Source organism: Geodermatophilus sp. SMS 5-13 (genome assembly GCF_059428245.1).
On sequence record NZ_CP165729.1, the window covers coordinates 372353 to 390004 of the forward strand.

Here is a 17652-nt window from a genome sequence, read left to right on the forward strand (position 1 = left end):
TCACCACTCGATCCCCCGCTGGCCCTTCTGGCCGGCGTCCATCGGGTGCTTGACCTTGGTCATCTCGACCACGAGGTCGGCGGCCTCGACCAGCTTCGGGTGCGCGTCGCGGCCGGTGATGACGACGTGCTGGTTGCCGGGGCGCTCGCGCAGCGTCGCAACCACCTCGTCGACGTCCACCCAGCCCCACTTCATCGGGTAGGTGAACTCGTCGAGCACGTAGAAGCGGTGCGTCTCGGCGGCGAGGTCGCGGCGGATCTGCGCCCAGCCCTCGGCGGCGTCGGCGGCGTGGTCGACCTCGGTGCCCTGCCGGCGCGACCAGCTCCAGCCGCTGCCCATCTTGTGCCACACGACCGGACCGCCCTCGCCGGTCTGCTCGTGCAGCCGGCCCAGCGCGGTGAGCGCGTTCTCCTCGCCCACCTTCCACTTCGCGCTCTTGACGAACTGGTAGACCGCGATCGGCCAGCCCTGGTTCCACGCGCGCATCGCCATGCCGAAGGCAGCGGTGGACTTGCCCTTCATCTCGCCCGTGTGGACGGCGAGGAGCGGCCGGTTGCGCCGCTGCCGCGTGGAGAGCCCGTCGTCCGGGACGACGGCCACCTGTCCCTTCGGCATGCTCATGCCGCCCTTCGCGCGGTGCGCACCGTGGCCGCGAGCGCGTCGGCCGCCAGCTCCTCGAGCCGCAGCGTCGGCGCGCCGAGGGCGGTGCCGAGCGTGCCGGCCAGCCCCAGCCGGACCGGTCCGGACTCGCAGTCGACGACGACGGCCGCGGTGCCGGCCGCCGCCAGCAGCCCGGCGGCGGCGTGCGCGTCGGCCAGGTGGCTGCCGCCGCGGGCGCCGGTGGCCCGGCCGTCGGTGACCACGACCAGCAGCGGACGGCGCTGCGGATCGCGCACCCGCTCGACGCGCAGCGTCTCGTGCGCCCGCAGCAGCCCGGCGGCCAGCGGGGTCTTGCCCCCGGTGGGCAGCTCGGCCAGCCGCGCGGCCGCCGCCTCCACCGACCAGGTCGGCGGCAGCGCGAGCTCGGCGCCGGCGCCGCGGAAGGTGATCAGCCCGACCTTGTCGCGCCGCTGGTAGGCGTCCAGCAGCAGCGACAGGACGGCGCCCTTGACCGCGGCCATGCGGGATCGTGACCCCATCGACCCGCTCGCGTCCACGACGAACAGCACGAGATTTCCCTCGCGGCCCTCCAGCGCGGCCTGCCGCAGGTCCTCGCGCCGGATCCGCAGCCCCGGGCCGCTGCGGCCGCGGGCCACCTGGTGCGGCGCGGCGGCGCGGACGGTGTCGGTCAGGTGCAGCCGCGTGACCGTGCCGATGGGGCGCTGCGACCCCACGACCCGGCCGCGCTCCGAGCGGGACTTCGACCGCCGGCCCGCCGCGCCCGCGCCGATGCCGGGCACCTCGAGCCGGCGGGCGCGGAAGGGCTCGCCCGGGGCGACGGCAGCGCGGTCGGGTGCGGGAGCGTTCGGAGCCGGCTCAGCGGAGTCGCTGGGTGACGGTTCCTGCGCTTCTCCGACTCCATCGGGGGGTGGGGGCGGGGCGTCGCCGTCCGGACCGTCGTCGTCCGGCGGTTCCGGCTCCTCGGGGCGGGAGTCCTCGAGCGCCTGGTCGAGGGTGTCCTCGTCGAGACCGGGGGCGTCGAAGGGGTTGCGCCGGCGCCGGTGCGGCAGCGCCAGGCGGGCGGCCACCCGGACGTCGTCCTCGGTCACCGCGTCGCGGCCGGACCACGCCGCGTGCGCGATCGCCGCGCGGGCGGTCACCAGGTCGGCGCGCAGCCCGTCGACGTCGAACGCGGCGCACACGGCGGTCACCTGCCGCAGCGCGTCGTCGGAGAGGACGACGTGCGGCAGGCGGGCGCGGGCCTCGGCGATCCGCGCGGCCAGCGCCGCCTCCTCGGCCGCCCAGGCGGCGGCGAACCCGGCGGGGTCGGCGTCGTGGGCGAACCGGCGGCGCACCACCTCGGCGCGGACGTCGGGGTCCCGCGGTGCGGCCACCTCGACGGTCAGGCCGAACCGGTCGAGCAGCTGCGGGCGCAGCTCGCCCTCCTCCGGGTTCATCGTCCCGACCAGCAGGAACCGCGCGGCGTGCCGGACCGAGACGCCCTCGCGCTCGACGTAGGCGGTGCCCAGCGCGGCGGCGTCGAGCAGCAGGTCGACCAGGTGGTCGTGCAGCAGGTTGACCTCGTCGACGTAGAGGACGCCGCGGTGCGCCGCGGCCAGCAGGCCCGGCTCGAACGCCTTGACCCCCTCGGTCAGCGCCCGCTCGAGGTCCAGCGAGCCGACGACGCGGTCCTCCGACGCGCCCACCGGCAGCTCCACCAGCCGGGCCGGCCGGGTCGGCCCCGGCACGCCGGCGTCGTGCGGGCCGTCGGGGCAGGCGGGGTCCGGCGCGGCCGGGTCGCAGGCGAAGCGGCACCCGGGGACGACGGCCACCGGGGGCAGGACGGCGGCCAGCGCGCGCACCGTCGTCGACTTCGCCGTCCCCTTCTCGCCGCGGACGAGCACGCCGCCGACAGCGGGGGAGACGGCGTTGAGCAGGAGCGCCAGCCGCATGTCGTCCATGCCGACGACGGCGCCGAAGGGAAAGATCAAGTGCGACCACGCATCCTCTCCCCGGGTGTCCGCGCCCGGAGGTGGCAGGAGGCGACGGCGGGAGTTCCTGGCTGACCGGCGCGGGGCCGGCTCACAGTGGCGGGACCGCGCCGGAGTTCCACCGGCTTCCTCCACTGCCGTCGCAGTTCGGCCACATTCGACCACGAGCCCTCGCCGCACCGACAGCCCCCGTCACTTGACGGAACGGAAAGCGATAGCCACACTTTCCGCTATGGAAAGAGACGACGTCGCCGCCGCGGTCGCCCAGCTCGAGGCCCTGCGGGCCGACCGCGCCGCGATCGCCGACCGCGCGATGCAGCCGTGGTGGTACGACGCAGCCCTGGGGCTGCTGGTCTTCGCCTTCCTCGCGTCGTACTCCTTCGGCTATCCATGGGTGACCGTCGCGGTGCTGCCGTTCTTCTTCGCGGGCCTGTTCGGCCTGCGGAAGGTCTACGAGCGGATCACCGGCTTCTGGGTCAGCGGGCTGCGCCCGGGCCGCACCCGCAAGCTGGTCTACCTGTGGTTCGTGCTCTACGGCGTCGTCCTGGCGCTGGCCGCCGGCGCCGAGTACGGGCTGGGGTGGCACGGGGCGATGGTCGTGGGCGGCGCCGTCCTCGGAGTGGGCATCGCGCTGATCAGCCGGTGGTTCTCCCGGATCTACGTCGCCGAGCTGCGCGAGGGGCTGTGACAGCCGTCGAGCCGCGGTTCGACGCGGTCGTCCACGCGCCGCCGCGGCTGCAGATCTGCGGCCTGCTCGCCGCCGTCGACACGATGGAGTTCGCCGCCGTCCGGGACGCCGTGGGCGTGAGCGACTCGGTGCTCTCCAAGCACGTCAAGCAGCTGGAGGACGCCGGCTACGTCGAGGTCCGCAAGGCGACGATCGCCTCGCGCCAGCGCACCAGCCTGGTGCTGACCAGGGCCGGGCGGACGGCGTTCGCCGCGCACGTGGCCGAGCTGCGCCGGATCACCGGCGGGTGACGCCGGTCGCAGGAGGACAGTGACGGCGTGACGGACGGACGGCGGCTGCTCGACGCGGCCGCCGTCGTCGCGGGCGGCGCGCTCGCAGGCCTGCTGCTGTCCCTGCTGCACGTGCCGTCGGCCGCCCTCTTCGGTGGCCTGCTCGCCGGGCTGGTGCGCGCGCTCGCCGTCCCCGGCCGGCTCGAGGTGCCGCGGCCGGCGATGACCGGGGCGCAGGCGGTGGTCGGCGTGACCATCGGCGCGCTCGTCCGCCTGGACACGCTGGCCGAGATCGGCGAGCACTGGCTGCCGGTCCTGCTGGTGACCGTCGGGACGCTCCTGCTCAGCGTCGCCGCGGGGCAGCTGCTGCGGCTGCAGCGCGGGATCAGCCCGGTGACCGGCGCGTTCAGCATGATCGCCGGCGGCGCCTCCGGGATCACCGCGATGGCCCGCGACCTGGGCGCCGACCAGCGGATGGTCGCCGTCCTGCAGTACCTGCGGGTGCTGCTCATCGTCGTCCTGATGCCGGTGGCCGCGACGGCGGTCTACGGCGCCAGGCCCGGCTTCGGCGAGGGGGCCGCCGCCGGTGCCGGGCCCGGCTGGCCGGCCGGGCTGCTGTTCACCGTCGTCTGCGCCGGGGTGGGCATCGTCCTGGGCCGGCTCGCGCGGATCCCGGTCGGTGCGCTGCTCGGCCCGATGCTGGTGGCCGCCGTGGCGGACCTCTCCGGCCTCTCCCGCGGCGCCGAGGTGCCGGACCTGGTGGCGAATGCGGCGTTCCTCGTCATCGGCCTGCAGGTGGGGGTCAGCTTCACCCGGGAGAGCCTGCGCACGGTCGGGCGGGCGCTGCCGCTCGCGCTGGCGATCATCGCCGGGCTGATCGCGGCGTGCGCCGGGCTGGGCGCGGTGCTCGCGCCCGCCGCGGGGGTGGGGCAGCTCGACGCCTACCTGGCGACGACGCCGGGTGGCCTGTTCGCCGTCCTCGCCACGGCGAGCGACAGCGGCGCCGACGCCACCTTCGTGCTCGCCGTCCAGGTGCTGCGGCTCTACGTGATGCTGCTGTCCGCGCCGCTGCTGGCCCGGTGGCTGCTGCGTGGCGGGAAGCACGCGTAGCGGACCGCCGCATCCGCGTGACCGCGGTGCGTGACGCGCCTACGCTGGCTGGTCCGGGTCCGTTTCGGAGGAGGCCGCGCTGTCCGAGCACGCAGGGGAAACCGACGAGGTCGGCGTCGACGACGCCGTCCTGCTCTTCGTCGGCGGTCCGCTGGACGGGCGCGTGGAGATCCGTGCGGCGCGGCACGGCGAGCCCCTGCCGACCATCACCCACGTCCACCTGCACGGCGGCCCGAAGGTGGTGCACCGGTACGACCTCGAGTCGCTGACCGAGCAGACCGGCGTCTACCACCTGCGCCGTAACTAGCCCGCCCGCCGGAGCACGTAGCCGGTGTAGCCGTAGTCGCCCGGGTGTTCCCGGCGCAGGTCGATCTCCGCCCGGTTCCGCGCCAGCGCCGCGGCCGTCTCGGGATCCGGCTCCGGCCAGGCGTCGATGCGGGCGGCCAGCGGGCCGTAGTACTCGTCCTCCCAGTCGGAGTCCGGGAGCAGCCGGGTGGCCACCACCTCGTAGCCGGCCGCCTCGGCCGCGGCGGCGGTGGCCGCCGCGTCGCGCATCGCCGGGTAGGCGGCCCAGAACGCGCGCGCCTCGGGGGACGGCGCCGGCGTCGTCCAGCCGACCTCGGTGAGCACCAGTGCCCCGCCGGGCGCGAGCAGCCGGCGCCAGTCCGCCAGCGCCGCGTCGACGCCCATGAGGTAGGCGGCGCCCTCGCACCACAGCAGGTCGAACGAGCCGTCGGCGTACGGCAGCTCGCGCATCGACACGCGCTCGACGGTGATCGGCAGGTTCCGCTCGGCGGCCGCGGCCCGGAGCCGGTCGAGGAACGGCTCGTGGGTGTCGACGGCGGTGACCCGCAGGCCCTCCTCGGCCAGCACCAGCGCGGAGCGGCCCGGGCCGCACGCGATGTCCAGGGCGCGACGGCCGGGCAGCGGCCGGGCCAGGTCGAGCAGCGCGCGGGTGGTCGGGTCCGAGCCGACACCCTCGCGCGGCAGGTCGGAGTGCAGGGCCCAGAAGACGTCGACGGCGTTCATCGCGGCCCATCCTGCCCGATCGCCGTCCCGGCGCGCGACCGATTACCTATGACCGTATTGACTTCCTAATACCCTTAGGAGAACACTGCCGCGCATGGTCCAACCGGCCCACCTCGACCGCCGGCACCACCGGCGGCAGCAGACGATCGAGCAGGTGCTCGACGTCGCCGTCGAGGTGATGGCCGACCAGGGCGTCGCCGGCCTGACGCTCGGCGAGGTCGCCCGCCGGATGGGCATCCGGCCGCCCTCCCTCTACGTCTACTTCGACGGCAAGAACGCCCTCTACGACGTGCTGTTCGAGCGCGGCTGGCGGCTGCTCGGCGACGCCGTGCGAAACGTGGCCGACGGCTTCGACGGGACCGATCCGGTGGCCGAGGCCCACGCGTACGCCGCGGCGTTCGTCCGCTGGGCCGTGGAGCACCCGGCCTACGCGCCGCTGATGTTCTGGCGGCCGGTGCCCGGATTCGCGCCCTCGGAGCAGGCCTACGCGCCGGCCGTCGAGCTGACGGGGTGGGGTCGGGCCCGCATGGCCGGGCTGCGCGACCGAGGGGTGCTCCGGGCCGACACCGACCTCGACCTGGCCTTCCGGACCTACACCGCGGTCACCACCGGGGTGATCACCCAGCAGCTGGCCAACGCACCCGGCGAGCCGTTCGAGACCGGTTCCTTCACGCGCACGCTGCCCGACGTGGTCGCCATGTGGCTGGCCCACTACGGGCGCCCTCCTGAGAGGCACGACCGATGAGCGCTCCTCCCACCCTGACCCTCCCCGCGCCCGACCGGGCTCGCGTCCACCGCCTGGCCGCGGAGGAGTACGACCGCTTCCTCGCCCAGCTCAGGGCGCTGGAGCCGGCGGACTGGACGAGAGCCACCGACTGCGCGGCCTGGGACGTGCGGGCCGTGGCCGGCCACCTCGTGGGCGAGCTGGCGATGGTCTCGACCCTGCGGGGGCTCGTCCGGCAGAACCTCGCGGCCGTGCGGGCGGGTGGTGGCGTCGACGCGCTGACGGCGGTCCAGGTGCGCGAGGAGGCCGCGCACAGCCCCGAGGAGCTCGTGCGCCGGTTCGCCGAGCTCGCTCCCCGGGCGCTGCGCGGGCGGTGGCGGCTCGCCCGGGCCGGCCGGCTGCCGCTGCCGGAGAAGCAGGTGGTCGGCGGCCGGCGGGAGCGGTGGACGCTCGGCTTCCTCGTCGGGGTCGTCCTCACCCGTGACCCCTGGATGCACCGCATCGACATCGCCCGGGCCGTCGGGCGGGAGCCGCACCTCACCGCCGAGCACGACGGGCGGATCGTCGCCGGCGTCGTCGCCGAATGGGCCGCCCGGCACGGGCAGCCCCACCGCCTGCGGCTGACCGGGCCGGCCGGCGGGGAGTGGTCCGCCGGGACGGGCGGGCCCGAGCTCGAGCTGGACGCCGTCGAGTTCTGCCGCGTCGTCGCCGGCCGCGGGACCGGCACCGGCCTGCTGGCCCGGCAGGTCGCGTTCTGACGGCCCCGTCCCGGGGCCGGCGCTGAGCCTGCGAAAGGGTGGTGAGGCCGGTCACCAGCCCTGGACGCGCCGGGCCTCCGCGACGACCTGGTCGAAGCGGACCCGGTCGAGCGCCGCGCCCTCCCGGCGGACGCCGGCGGGGTCCAGCACGATCAACCGGTCCAGGCGCACCTCGCTGGGCCGGCCGCGGGAATCCCACGGGCCGCGGCCGATGTCGGTCCAGTAGCGGCCGAAGCGGGCCTCGTCGGCGGCGTCCCGGTCGTGGTCCTTGCTGGTGAGCATGAGCGCGAGCAGGTCGGCACCGCGCCGGCCGATGACGAGCACCGGGCGGTCCTTGCCGCGGCCGTCGCCCTCGTCGAACGGCACCCACGCCCAGACCACCTCGCCGGGATCGGGAGCGCCGTCGGCCCGCGGGCTGTAGCCCATCCGGTCCCCGGTCGCCGGGCCGCGCTCGACCGAGCGGACCGGGCGTGCCCCCCCGGCGGACGGGCGCACCAGGCTGCGCACCAGCCGGCCGAGCCGCTCTCCGAAGCCCGCGCGCGCCATGGCCCCACCGTACGGACACGTCCCACGAGACTCACGTGACACTGAGGTACCAAATGGTCACGACATGTTTTGGAGTTGCCGATACGAGGGCACCATCTAGTCACGGGGTGGTCTTGACGCGGCTCCCCGGGAGAGGGGGGCTCCATGAACTCGGCCGAACCGGTGCGACCGGCCGCCCCGCGGACCCGCGAGGTGAAGGCGAGCGTCCTCGCCGCCTTCCAGCTCGTGGAGGACGCGCGCTACCTGGGCAGCGAGCGGCGCACCCAGCGGGAACGCGTGCGGCTCATGACCGAGCGCACCGTCGCCTACCGCAAGCTGGCCCGGGATCTCCTCGCCAGTTAGCGAAGGGCCCCCTGCCCCCACCGCTCGCAGGCCGCGGCGGGACCCTGCAGGGGGCCGTCACGAGATGCAGAACTCGTTGCCCTCCGGGTCGGCGAGGGTCGCCCACTCGTGCGGCCCCTGCGAGGCGCGCCAGAGCTCGGTCGCGCCCGCGGCGACCAGCCGGGCGACCTCCGCCTCGCGGTGCTCGGCGCCCACGCGCAGGTCCAGGTGCATGCGGTTCTTGACCGTCTTGCCCTCGGGTACCTGCTGGAAGAGCACCCGCGGCCGCCCGGGCTCCGGCGAGTTGATCGCCGCCCCCTCCTTCCAGACCAGGGCGCCCTTGTGCGTCGTCGTCTGGTCCTCGGTCGCGTGGCCGCCCTCGATCATCCGGCGGATGAACGCCGCGTCCTGCGCCTCGACCGTCCAGCCCAGCGCCTCGGCCCACCAGTCGGCGAGCTCGTGCGGGGCGGCGCAGTCGATGACCACCTGGAAATCCGTCGCCATGGAGCCGCACCGTAGAGCAGCCCGGCGACGGTTCTCACAGCTCCGTGGCCAGCTCCGCACGCATCGTGGCGTCGTCGGGCAGCGGCGTGGTCAGCCGGCAGTGGTCCTTGAGCACCTCGCCGAACGGCGCCCACGCCGACCGCGGCACCTGCCGCGACGGGTCCCACAGCCCCGAGCGCATGACCGCCTTGGCGCACTGGAAGAAGGCCCGGCGCACGTCGAGCACCAGCACCGACCGCGGCGCCCGGCCGAACTCCGTCAGGTCCACGTCGGCGTCGGCCGGCACGAGCGACGCCGTCCCGAAGACCCGCAGCGTCTCCTCGATGCCGGGCACGAAGAACAGCAGGGCCGCGCGCGGGTTGGCGGCCAGGTTGCGCAGGCTGTCGACCCGGTTGTTGCCGGGCCGGTCGGGCAGCGCCAGCCGGTGCGGGTCGAGGACCTTGACGAAGCCCGGGTCGCCGCCGCGGGGTGAGACGTCGGGCCAGCCGTCGGCGTCCGCCGTGGCCAGCGTCGCGAACGGCGAGAGCTCGATGAACGCCCGGCAGTGCTGGTCGACGTGGTCGATCACCTTGTCCCGCACCAGCTGGGAAGGGGTGCGGTAGCCGGCGAGCACATCGACGTCCATGGGCTGACGGTAGCTTCGCGCCGTGCCGATCGTCTGGAGCTCCCCGGTCCGCTACGTCGAGTGCGACCAGCAGGGCATCGTCTTCAACGCGCACTACCTCACCTGGGCCGACGAGGCCTCGAACGGCTGGTGGACGTCGCAGCAGCTCACCTGGGCCGAGCTCTCCGAGCGCCGGATCGAGCCGGTGGTCAAGGCCAGCACGCTGGACTGGAGCTCCTCGGCCCGCTGGGGCGACACGGTGACCGTCGACGCCGAGACCGAGAAGGTCGGCCGCACCAGCGCCACCGCGCGGTTCACCGTGCGCGTCGGCGAGCGGGTCTGCTGCGTCGTCCGCAACACCTACGTGTGCGTGGCCGAGGGCGCGGCCGTGCCGTGGCCGGACGACGTCCGCGAGCGGCTGGCCGCGCCTCCGGTCTAGCGGCCGGCGCCGGGCGGGAGCAGCGGCAGGTCGGCGGGGGCGCCGTCCTCGATCAGCCGCCAGAGCGCATCGGTGTCGGCGTGCTCGGCGATCAGGTCGCCGAGGGCGTCCAGCCGCGCCTCGCGGACGGCGGCGAAGTCGGTGCCCGGGGCGGACACGAACCGGCGCCCGGTCAGCGCGGCGACCTCGGTGAGGAACGCGCGGCGGAAGTCGTCGTTCTCCAGCGCCCCGTGCCACGTCGTCCCGAACACCGCGCCCGCGCGGGCACCGTCGAGGAACGGCTCCGCGCCGTCGTCGACCGTGACGACGCCGTGGTGGATCTCGTAGCCGTGCACCGGCTCCCCGAACGCGGCACCGGTGGGCCGGCCGAGGGTCTTGACCGGCGCGAAGCGCACGTCGGCCGGCAGCAGACCCAGCCCGGGCACCGTGCCGGCGCGGGACTCGACGTCGTCGGTGATCGTGCGGGCCAGCATCTGGTGCCCGCCGCAGATCCCGAGCACGGGAGCGCCGGACGCCGCCCGCCGCGCCACCGCGTCGGCGAGGCCGGTCGAGCGCAGCCAGGCCAGGTCGGCCACGGTGGAGCGGGTGCCGGGGAGGACGACGAGGTCGGCGTCGGCCAGCTCCTCCGGGCGGGTCGCGTAGCGGACCAGCACCCCCGGTTCGGCGGCCAGCGCGTCGAGGTCGGTGAAGTTCGACAGCCTCGGCAGCCGGGCCACCGAGACCCGCAGCACCTCCTCGCCGTGAGGCGGCCCGGCGGGCCGCGCCGCCGCCCCGACGCCGAGGGAGTCCTCGACGTCCAGGTCGAGGCCCGGCACCCACGGGAGGACGCCGAGCGTCGGCCGGCCGGTCAGCCCGGCGAGCGCATCGAGCCCGGGGGACAGCAGCCGGACGTCGCCGCGGAACTTGTTCACCAGGAACCCGGCCACCAGCCGCTGGTCGGCCGGCGGCATCAGCGCGACCGTGCCGTAGAGCGCCGGGAACAGCCCGCCGCGGTCGATGTCGCCCACCACGAGCACCGGCAGCCGCGCGGCCGTGGCCAGGCCCATGTTGGCGATGTCGTCGTCGCGCAGGTTGATCTCGGTGGGGGAGCCCGCGCCCTCGCAGATCACGACGTCGAAGCGGGCGCGCAGGTCGGCGAGGCAGTCGAGGACGGTCGCCAGCAGACCGGCCTTCATCGGCCGGTAGGACAGCGCGGTCACGTCGGCGACCGGCCGGCCGAGGACGACGACCTGGCTGGAGTTCTCGCCGCCCGGCTTGAGCAGCACCGGGTTCATCGCCGCCTCGGGCTCGACCCGCGCCGCCGCGGCCTGCATGACCTGCGCCCGGCCGATCTCCGCGCCGGCGGGCGTGACCATGGAGTTGTTGCTCATGTTCTGCGCCTTGAACGGCGCCACCGAGACGCCCTGGCGCACCAGCCACCGGCAGATGCCCGCCGTCACCACCGACTTGCCGGCGTCCGACGTCGTCCCGGCGACCAGCACGGCACGACCACCGGAGTCGATCATCGGCGAGTGGCCGGCGACGCGCCGACCGGTGGCAGCCATCCGCCGATGATCACGGGGAAGGTGCCGCGCGTCACGCGGCTGGTGCTGCGGGGGTGCCCCACCCGGCCTTCTCCTGCCCCGACAGGTCGGCGATCGCGTACATGATCCGGTCGGTCACCACCCGGCGGGCGCGGCCGTTGCCGGCCTGGCCGTGCTGCTCGGGAAAGGTCAGCGGCTCGCCGAAGGTCACCGAGATGCGGTGCAGCCGCGGCCACCGCGCGCCGACCGGCTGCACCTTGTCCGTCCCCGCGACGGCAACCGGGACGACGGGGCAGTCGGCGGTCAGCGCCAGCCAGGCGACGCCGGTCTTGCCCCGCGCCAGCCGGCCGTCACGGGACCGCGTGCCCTCCGGGTAGATGCCGAACCCCTCGCCGTCCTTGAGCACGCCGAGCGCGGTGTCCAGCGCCGCCTGCGCGGCCCGGTGCGTCTCCCGCTCGACGGGCAGCGCCCCGAGCGCGCTGAACATCGTGCGGGAGAACCAGCCCGAGATCCCGTGCCCGGTGAAGTACTCGGCCTTGGCCAGGTAGTGCACCTTGCGCGGCGCGATCGTCGGGATCGCGATGCTGTCGATGAACGACAGGTGGTTGCTGGCGAAGATGACGGGGCCGGTCAGCGGCACGTGCTCACGGCCGGTCACGTGCGGCCGGAACAGCAGCCAGATCAGGGGCCGGATGACGAACCGGGCCAGGATGTAGAACACGCGGCGCTTCTCCTCCTCGGGCCGGCGGTGTCCGGCCGGGAGCGGCAGCTCCCCGGAACGCCCGGCGCGCGCATTCTCTCGAACCGCTCCGGGGCGTTCCCACGGCGGTCCGCGGCGCAGGCGGGGACGCCGCCGCGCGGCCCGTCCGCCGGCCGCGCGGCGCGCCGGGAGGTCAGTGCAGCCGCGGCGCCGGTGGGCAGGCGTCCCGCAGGATCGCGCGGACGTCGTCGGGCAGCGGCGCGCGCCCCGCGGCCGATTCGGTGATGGACTGCGCGACGTCGCGCACCTTGCGGTGCGTGTGGCTGGACATGTGCGTGAGCAGCTCGAAGGCGACCTGGTCGCTGCAGTTGGTCAGCAGCATGAGGATGCCCTTGGCCTGCTCGATCGTCGCCCGGCTGGCCATCGCGGTGCGCAGCTGGCTCACCTCGGTCTGCAGGGCGGTGACCATGTCGTCGTCGTGGACGAGCCGCCCGCCCGTGATGTCGACGCAGACCCCCTCGACGGCGGACACCGATCCGTCGGCACCCGGCCGGGGCTCACCGAGCAGCACCATCACGCGCAGCGTGCCGTCGGAGCGGAGCACGCGGGTCTCGAGCGCGAACGGCCGGCCGGTGATCGCACGGTCGATCGCCGCGATCATGCGCGCGCGGTCCTCGCGGTGCTGGAACTGCAGCAGCAGCTCGGTGCACGGGTGCGTGCCGTCGGGGGACAGCCCGAACAGGTCGTACATCTCCGGCGACCACCACCAGGCCCTCGTGTGGGTGTCGAATCGGTACCGGCCGGTCAGTCCGGAGCGGTCTGCGGGGACGGCGTCCGGCCGGGGCGGCGCGGCCGTCATACCGGACAGGCCCGAACGCGGGCGACGCGCGGTGCGTGAACGGGGCGGAGCCGGTGAAACCATGGGAAACTCCTGGTCAGAGGCGCGCCGGCCCTGGGCGACGGGAGCTCGCTGCCGTTGCTTCGACATCGCGCATCCACCGGCCCGCGCGGGGCCGGTCGCTCCGATGGAGAGGACCGTACGTCCACCCCCGCCGTTGCGCACGGCAGGACGGAACGGGACATTGCACTCCGGCCCGTCCGAGCGAGCCGTCACCGTCCGATTACGTCGAGTCAGCGCTCCGCTGCGCTCCCGCGCATCGCAGCGGCCCCCGCGGCGACCGCCGCCGCGACCACCCACACGGCGCGGGAGAGCCGGACGGCGCGGCCGATGTCGCCGGCCGCCGGCGCCCGCCCGCGGCCGAGCACCGGGCGCTCCTCGACGCGGCTGCCGTACACGTTGCGGCCGCCCAGCCGCACGCCGAGCGCCCCGGCCGTCGCTGCCTCGCACCGTCCGGCGTTGGGGCTGGGATGCGCGGCGCCGTCCCGCAGCCAGGTGCGCAGCGCCCCGGCCGCCGAGCCGCCGGCCAGCGGAGCGCAGAGCACGGTGAGCGCGGCGGTGAGCCGGGCGGGCAGCCAGCCGAGGACGTCGTCCGTGCGGGCTGCCGCCCAGCCGAAGCGCGCGTAGCGCGGGGAGCGGTGGCCGACCATCGCGTCGAGCGTGTTGGCCGCCCGGTAGGCGAGCAGCCCCGGCAGCCCCGCGACGGCGCCCCAGACCAGCGGGCCGACCGCGGCGTCGGCGGTGTTCTCGGCGACCGACTCGATGGTCGCGCGGGCCAGCTCCGCCTCGCCCAGCCCGCGGGGGTCGCGGCCGGCGAGGGTGGGCAGCGCCGCGCGGGCGGCGGCCAGGTCGCCGTCGGCCAGGTGCCGCTGCAGGGTGCCGGCCGCCCGGCCCAGGGAGGTGCCGCCGAGCACGGTCCACGTGGCGGCGGCCGTGACGAGCAGTCGCGCGGCCGGCCGGCGGCGGGTGGCCCGGTCGAGGGCGAGCCCGAGGACGGCGGCGCCGGTGACCAGCCCGCCCGCGTAGGCGGCGCCGGCCGCCCGGGAGTCGCGCCAGACCCGGCGTTCCAGCACGGCGGCCACGGTGCCGAAGCCGGCGACCGGGTGGCCGCGCCGGGGGTCGGCGAGCAGCAGGTCGGCGGCGGCGCCGAGGGCCAGCCCGGCCGCGGTGGAGGAGCGCACGGTCGACATCGTGCCGACCTCCCTCCGGTGCGCCGTCCCTAGGATCTGCGGACATGCGCCTGCCCGGCCGTTACGACGGCACCGCCCGGCCGATCGTGACCTACGGCAGCGATCCGGTCCTGCACCGGCCGTGCGCGCCCGTCACCGACTTCGACCGCGACCTGCGCCGGCTGGTGCTGGACATGTTCGCGAGCATGCACGCCGCCGACGGGGTGGGGCTGGCCGCCAACCAGATCGGCGTCGACGCGCGGATCTTCGTCATTGACTGCCCGGACGCCGAGGGCAAGGACGTCGTCGGCTACGTCGTCAACCCCGTGCTGACCCTGCCGGGCCAGGTCGGCGACGAGCCCGCCGAGGAGGTCACCGAGGAGGGTTGCCTGTCGGTGCCCGGTCCGTACGCGGAGATGGCGCGCGCCTTCCGGGCCCGGGTGGACGGCGTCGACGTGTCGGGGCAGCCGGTGACCATCGAGGCCACCGGGATGGCCGCGCGCTGCCTGCAGCACGAGGTGGACCACCTCGAGGGCACCGTCTACGTCGACCGGCTGCCCGAGGCGCAGCGGGAGCAGCTGCTGGCCGAGGCGGCCGGGCCGGAGGGGGAGCTGCCGGCGTGAGCGAGCTGCTGCAGACCCCGGTCTCCCGGACGCCGGTCGTCGTGGTCGGCATCGGCGCCGACGGCTGGGACGGGCTGTCGCCGGCCTCCCGCGCCGAGGTGGAGCGGGCCGAGGTGCTCATGGGCAGCACCCGCCAGCTCGACATGGTCCCGCCGTCGGTGTCCGCGGAGCGGGTGCCGTGGCCCTCGCCGATGAGCGAGGCGCTGCCCGGGCTGTTCGACGCCCACGCCGACCGCGCCGTCGTCGTCCTGGCCAGCGGCGATCCGATGCTCTCCGGGATCGGCACGACGCTGACCCGGCTGCTCGGGCACGAGCGGGTGCGGGTGCTGCCGGCGCCGTCGTCGGTGTCGCTGGCCTGCGCCCGGCTCGGCTGGGCGGTGGAGGACACGGACGTGGTCAGCCTGGTCGGCCGGCCGCTGGAGCTGCTGCACCCGCACGTGCAGCCCGGCCGCCGGCTGCTGATCCTCGGTTCGGACGGCGGGACCCCGGCCCAGGTGGCCGCGCTGCTGGCCGCCCGCGGCTACGGGCAGAGCGTGCTCACGGTGCTCGGCGGGCTGGGCGGCCCGGACGAGGAGGTGCGGACCGGCACCGCGGCCGGCTGGTCGCAGCCGGCGCCGTCCCTGGTGGTGACCGCGGTCGAGTGCCGCGCCGAGCGCGGCACGATGCCGCTGCCGACCACGCCGGGGCTGCCGGACGGCGCCTACGAGTCCGACGGGCAGCTGACCAAGTCCGAGGTCCGCGCGATCACCCTCGCCCGGCTGGCGGCGGTGCCGGGGCAGCTGCTGTGGGACGTCGGTGCGGGCGCGGGCTCGATCGGCATCGAGTGGATGCGGGCGCACCCGACCTGCCGCGCCGTCGCGGTCGAGGCGTCGGCGGAGCGGGCGGAGCGGATCGTGCGCAACGCCTCGCGGCTCGGCGTGCCGTACCTGCGGGTGGTGCACGGGCACGCGCCCGACGTCCTGCCCCGGCTGCCGGCGCCCGACGCCGTCTTCGTCGGTGGCGGCCTGACGACGCCGCTGCTGCTGGACGCCTGCTGGGACGCGCTGCCGGTGGGGGGCCGGCTGGTCGCCAACGCGGTCACCGTGGAGAGCGAGGCGGTGCTCGGCGCGTGGCACGCGCGCGTCGGCGGCGAGCTGGTGCGGGTCGCGGTGCAGCGCGCCGAGCCGATCGGCGGCTTCACCGGCTGGAAGCCCGCGATGCCGGTGACCATCTGGTCGGTCACCCGGTGAGCGGGGACTTCATCGCGCCCAAGTGCGCGTGCTTAATCGCGAGAAAGCGCACGGGGGTGGCGGCGCCGTGACCGTCCACTTCATCGGGGCGGGGCCGGGGGCGGCGGACCTGATCACGGTCCGCGCGGCGCGGATCATCGCCGCCGCCCCGGTCTGCCTCTACGCCGGCGCGCTGGTGCCCCGCGAGCTGCTCGACACCGCGCCGGCCGGCGCCCGCCTGGTCGACACCGCCGACCTGGACCTCGACCGGATCACCGCCGAGCTGGTCGCCGCGCACGAGGCCGGCCTCGACGTCGCCCGGCTGCACTCCGGGGATCCGTCGGTCTACAGCGCGATGGCCGAGCAGATGCGCCGGCTGGACGCCGCCGGCGTGCCCTACGACGTCGTCCCGGGGGTGCCCGCGTTCGCGGCGGCGGCGGCCTCGCTCAAGCGCGAGCTGACCGTGCCCGGCGTGGGGCAGACCGTCGTCCTCACCCGGACGTCGGCGCGCTCGACGCCGATGCCGGCCGGGGAGTCGCTGGCCGCCTACGCCGCGACCGGCGCGACGCTGGTGCTGCACCTGGCGGTGCAGCGGCTCGACGAGCTGGCCCCGGAGCTGGCCGCCCACTACGGGGACGACTGCCCGGTCGCGGTGGTGGCGAAGGCCAGCCGGGACGACGAGCTGGTCCTGCGCGGCACCCTCGCCGACATCGCGGGACAGGTGCAGGAGGCCGGCGTGCGGCGGACAGCGGTGGTGATCGTCGGCCCGGTGCTGACCGCCGCGCAGTTCCCCGACAGCCACCTCTACTCGACCACGCGCGCGCGGTAGCGGAGTGGCTCGATGACGGTTTCCGCGCTCCTGCGACTCCACTCAGGCGCGGCCGACGACGGCGCCCACCCGGTCGATGACCACGACGTCGACCTCGACCGGCGCGCCGCGCAGCACGCCCAGCGCCGTCTCGCGGGCGCCGGTGGCCACCAGGTCGCCCAGGGGCAGGCCGGCCGCGGTGCACTGCTGCAGGGCGTCGAGCGCGGTGTTCGCCGTCCGCACGCCCTCGACCAGCTCGGCCGCGCCCCCGGCCGAGCGCACCCGCGACGCCAGCGAGTCGAAGGACACCTGCGAGCGGCCGGAGTGCAGGTCGAGGTGGCCGTCGGCGAGCTTGGCCAGCTTGCCGATGCCGCCCGCGACAGTCAGCCGCGGCACCGGATGCCGGCGCAGGTACTTCAGCACCGCCCCGGCGAAGTCGCCCATGTCGAGCAGCGCGTCCTCGGGCAGGCCGTACAGCTCGGTGACGACGCGCTCCGACGTCGACCCGGTGCACCCGGCGACGTGCGTGTGCCCGGCGGCGCGGGCGACGTCGATGCCGCGGCGGATCGAGTCGATCCACGACGAGCACGAGTAGGGGACGACGACGCCGGTCGTGCCGAGGATCGACAGCCCGCCGAGGATGCCCAGCCGCGGGTTCCAGGTCTTGCGCGCGAGCTCCTCGCCGTTCTCGACCGACACGGTGACGACGACGTCGCCCGTGCCGCCGTGCCGCGCGGCGACCGCGGCCACGTGCTCGGTGATGAACCTCCGCGGCATCGGGTTGATCGCCGGCTCCCCGACGGCCAGCGGCAGCCCGGGCTTGGTCACCGTGCCCACGCCTTCCCCGGCGCGGAACGTCACCCCGCTGCCCGGGGCGCCGTGGGTCACGGTCACCGACACCAGCGCGCCGTGGGTGACGTCGGGGTCGTCGCCGGCGTCCTTGACGATGCCGGCGGTGGCCGTGCCCTCGCCCAGGAACTCGCGGGCCAGCGCGAACGACGGGTGCTTGTCGCGCGGCAGGTCGATCGGCACCGGGTCCGGGAACTCGCCGGTGAGCAGCGCGGTGTACGCGGCGGTGGCGGCGGCGGTCGCGCACGCGCCCGTCGTCCACCCGTACCGCAGCCCGCCCGTCACGGGAGA

General features: G+C 75.7%; 22 protein-coding genes and 1 riboswitch. Of the genes, 11 read left to right on the forward strand and 11 right to left on the reverse strand.

The features are described 5' to 3' along the window. Both cobO and AB3388_RS01800 read right to left on the reverse strand, forming a co-directional pair. Positions 1 to 621: a cob(I)yrinic acid a,c-diamide adenosyltransferase gene (gene cobO / locus AB3388_RS01795; RefSeq protein WP_495409039.1), complete on the reverse strand. Its 621-nt coding sequence runs from the start codon at positions 619 to 621 to the stop codon at positions 1 to 3. After that, positions 618 to 2591: a putative cobaltochelatase gene (locus AB3388_RS01800; RefSeq protein WP_495409040.1), complete on the reverse strand. Its 1974-nt coding sequence runs from the start codon at positions 2589 to 2591 to the stop codon at positions 618 to 620. Before AB3388_RS01800 ends, cobO begins: the two co-directional genes overlap by 4 nt. A 41-nt stretch (positions 2592 to 2632) precedes the next feature. Then, a riboswitch (cobalamin riboswitch) is annotated at positions 2633 to 2763 on the reverse strand. Positions 2764 to 2823: 60 nt separating this feature from the next. Here AB3388_RS01800 and AB3388_RS01805 point away from each other — a divergent pair. From AB3388_RS01805 to AB3388_RS01820, 4 genes are all read left to right on the forward strand, one after another. Next, entirely contained in the window at positions 2824 to 3279 is a 456-nt protein-coding gene (locus AB3388_RS01805; RefSeq protein ID WP_495409041.1) for a hypothetical protein, read from the forward strand. Beyond that, positions 3276 to 3569 carry a transcriptional regulator gene (locus tag AB3388_RS01810; RefSeq protein WP_495409042.1) on the forward strand — a complete coding sequence of 98 codons (294 nt, stop codon included), beginning with the start codon at positions 3276 to 3278 and terminating at the stop codon, positions 3567 to 3569. Before AB3388_RS01805 ends, AB3388_RS01810 begins: the two co-directional genes overlap by 4 nt. 27 nt (positions 3570 to 3596) lie before the next feature. Continuing rightward, positions 3597 to 4658 (forward strand): AbrB family transcriptional regulator, encoded by a 1062-nt coding sequence (locus AB3388_RS01815; RefSeq protein ID WP_495409043.1) that lies wholly within the window; start codon positions 3597 to 3599, stop codon positions 4656 to 4658. Between the two features lie 130 nt (positions 4659 to 4788). Beyond that, a complete protein-coding gene (locus AB3388_RS01820) occupies positions 4789 to 4965 on the forward strand; it encodes a DUF8847 domain-containing protein (RefSeq protein ID WP_495411429.1) in 177 nt (58 codons plus the stop codon). On the opposite strand, the gene AB3388_RS01825 is transcribed toward AB3388_RS01820, so the two are convergent. Beyond that, positions 4962 to 5687 carry a class I SAM-dependent methyltransferase gene (locus tag AB3388_RS01825; RefSeq protein WP_495409044.1) on the reverse strand — a complete coding sequence of 242 codons (726 nt, stop codon included), beginning with the start codon at positions 5685 to 5687 and terminating at the stop codon, positions 4962 to 4964. The genes AB3388_RS01820 and AB3388_RS01825 overlap by 4 nt on opposite strands. Before the next feature lie 94 nt (positions 5688 to 5781). Between AB3388_RS01825 and AB3388_RS01830 the strand changes: the two genes are divergently transcribed. Then, positions 5782 to 6432 carry a TetR/AcrR family transcriptional regulator gene (locus AB3388_RS01830; protein WP_495409045.1) on the forward strand — a complete coding sequence of 217 codons (651 nt, stop codon included), beginning with the start codon at positions 5782 to 5784 and terminating at the stop codon, positions 6430 to 6432. Then, entirely contained in the window at positions 6429 to 7169 is a 741-nt protein-coding gene (locus tag AB3388_RS01835) for a maleylpyruvate isomerase family mycothiol-dependent enzyme (RefSeq protein WP_495409046.1), read from the forward strand. Before AB3388_RS01830 ends, AB3388_RS01835 begins: the two co-directional genes overlap by 4 nt. 51 nt (positions 7170 to 7220) lie before the next feature. Here AB3388_RS01835 and AB3388_RS01840 read toward each other — a convergent pair whose 3' ends face one another. Next, positions 7221 to 7715, reverse strand: a complete 495-nt coding sequence (locus AB3388_RS01840) for a type II toxin-antitoxin system PemK/MazF family toxin (protein ID WP_495409047.1) — start codon at positions 7713 to 7715, stop codon at positions 7221 to 7223. Between the two features lie 144 nt (positions 7716 to 7859). Between AB3388_RS01840 and AB3388_RS01845 the strand changes: the two genes are divergently transcribed. Continuing rightward, positions 7860 to 8057, forward strand: a complete 198-nt coding sequence (locus AB3388_RS01845; protein ID WP_495409048.1) for a hypothetical protein — start codon at positions 7860 to 7862, stop codon at positions 8055 to 8057. A 57-nt stretch (positions 8058 to 8114) separates the two neighbouring features. Here AB3388_RS01845 and AB3388_RS01850 read toward each other — a convergent pair whose 3' ends face one another. Further along, entirely contained in the window at positions 8115 to 8540 is a 426-nt protein-coding gene (locus AB3388_RS01850) for a VOC family protein (RefSeq protein ID WP_495409049.1), read from the reverse strand. Positions 8541 to 8574: 34 nt separating this feature from the next. Next, positions 8575 to 9165 carry an MSMEG_1061 family FMN-dependent PPOX-type flavoprotein gene (locus AB3388_RS01855; RefSeq protein ID WP_495409050.1) on the reverse strand — a complete coding sequence of 197 codons (591 nt, stop codon included), beginning with the start codon at positions 9163 to 9165 and terminating at the stop codon, positions 8575 to 8577. Positions 9166 to 9187: 22 nt separating this feature from the next. Between AB3388_RS01855 and AB3388_RS01860 the strand changes: the two genes are divergently transcribed. Then, on the forward strand, positions 9188 to 9583 hold the full coding sequence (locus AB3388_RS01860; protein WP_495409051.1) for an acyl-CoA thioesterase: 396 nt from the start codon (positions 9188 to 9190) through the stop codon (positions 9581 to 9583). On the opposite strand, the gene AB3388_RS01865 is transcribed toward AB3388_RS01860, so the two are convergent. The 4 genes from AB3388_RS01865 to AB3388_RS01880 form a co-directional block, all read right to left on the reverse strand. Beyond that, positions 9580 to 11127, reverse strand: a complete 1548-nt coding sequence (locus AB3388_RS01865; RefSeq protein ID WP_495409052.1) for a cobyric acid synthase — start codon at positions 11125 to 11127, stop codon at positions 9580 to 9582. The two genes, AB3388_RS01860 and AB3388_RS01865, sit on opposite strands and share 4 nt — an antisense overlap. 31 nt (positions 11128 to 11158) lie before the next feature. Next, positions 11159 to 11827 (reverse strand): lysophospholipid acyltransferase family protein, encoded by a 669-nt coding sequence (locus AB3388_RS01870; RefSeq protein WP_495409053.1) that lies wholly within the window; start codon positions 11825 to 11827, stop codon positions 11159 to 11161. A gap of 172 nt (positions 11828 to 11999) precedes the next feature. Then, positions 12000 to 12665 (reverse strand): PAS and ANTAR domain-containing protein, encoded by a 666-nt coding sequence (locus AB3388_RS01875; RefSeq protein WP_495409054.1) that lies wholly within the window; start codon positions 12663 to 12665, stop codon positions 12000 to 12002. Positions 12666 to 12937: 272 nt separating this feature from the next. Beyond that, the gene (locus AB3388_RS01880; RefSeq protein WP_495409055.1) at positions 12938 to 13894 is read right to left on the reverse strand and encodes a cobalamin biosynthesis protein; all 957 of its coding nucleotides are present in this window, start codon (positions 13892 to 13894) and stop codon (positions 12938 to 12940) included. A 44-nt stretch (positions 13895 to 13938) separates the two neighbouring features. On the opposite strand from AB3388_RS01880, the gene def reads away from it, so the two are divergent. From def to cobM, 3 genes are all read left to right on the forward strand, one after another. After that, positions 13939 to 14496 carry a peptide deformylase gene (gene def, locus AB3388_RS01885; protein ID WP_495409056.1) on the forward strand — a complete coding sequence of 186 codons (558 nt, stop codon included), beginning with the start codon at positions 13939 to 13941 and terminating at the stop codon, positions 14494 to 14496. Then, entirely contained in the window at positions 14493 to 15725 is a 1233-nt protein-coding gene (gene cbiE / locus AB3388_RS01890) for a precorrin-6y C5,15-methyltransferase (decarboxylating) subunit CbiE (RefSeq protein ID WP_495409057.1), read from the forward strand. Before def ends, cbiE begins: the two co-directional genes overlap by 4 nt. Positions 15726 to 15792: 67 nt before the next feature. Further along, entirely contained in the window at positions 15793 to 16533 is a 741-nt protein-coding gene (gene cobM / locus AB3388_RS01895) for a precorrin-4 C(11)-methyltransferase (protein ID WP_495409058.1), read from the forward strand. Between the two features lie 42 nt (positions 16534 to 16575). Here the strand turns inward: cobM and AB3388_RS01900 are convergent, their stop codons facing one another. Then, the gene (locus AB3388_RS01900) at positions 16576 to 17646 is read right to left on the reverse strand and encodes a cobalt-precorrin-5B (C(1))-methyltransferase (RefSeq protein ID WP_495409059.1); all 1071 of its coding nucleotides are present in this window, start codon (positions 17644 to 17646) and stop codon (positions 16576 to 16578) included. Positions 17647 to 17652 lie beyond the last annotated feature (6 nt).